Source organism: Ezakiella massiliensis, from assembly GCF_059862345.1.
In genome coordinates this window covers 1-292 of sequence record NZ_JCBCEO010000017.1, presented here as the reverse complement: position 1 = coordinate 292, position 292 = coordinate 1, and the positions used below count along the sequence as shown (strand labels likewise).

1 protein-coding gene is annotated in these 292 nt (G+C 26.7%); it reads right to left on the bottom strand.

What is annotated here, in order from left to right:
• The coding region (locus AC6FXG_RS08930; protein ID WP_500572388.1) for an ATP-binding protein at window positions 1-292 on the bottom strand (292 nt) is incomplete at both ends.

The following is a 292-nucleotide window of genomic DNA, read 5'->3' as shown; positions in this document are numbered from 1 at the left end:
TTCAATATTAGGATTTTGAATAATTTCCAATGATAAGTTTGTAGTAAAAATTGTCGGCCTGCCTTTTAAGTATCTTGAGTTTATAATGTTATATACTTGTTCTCTTGCGTAAGATGTGTCCCTTTCAATTCCAAGGTCATCTAAGATTAACAAAGGAATATTTGATAGGTTATCTATAATTTCATTTGAATCTAACTTAAATGCTGATTTTTGTATTTGATTTATAACCTGAGATAAATTCATAATCTTAACTTTAACTTGTTTTCTTTCGATTAATTCATTTGCAATTGAG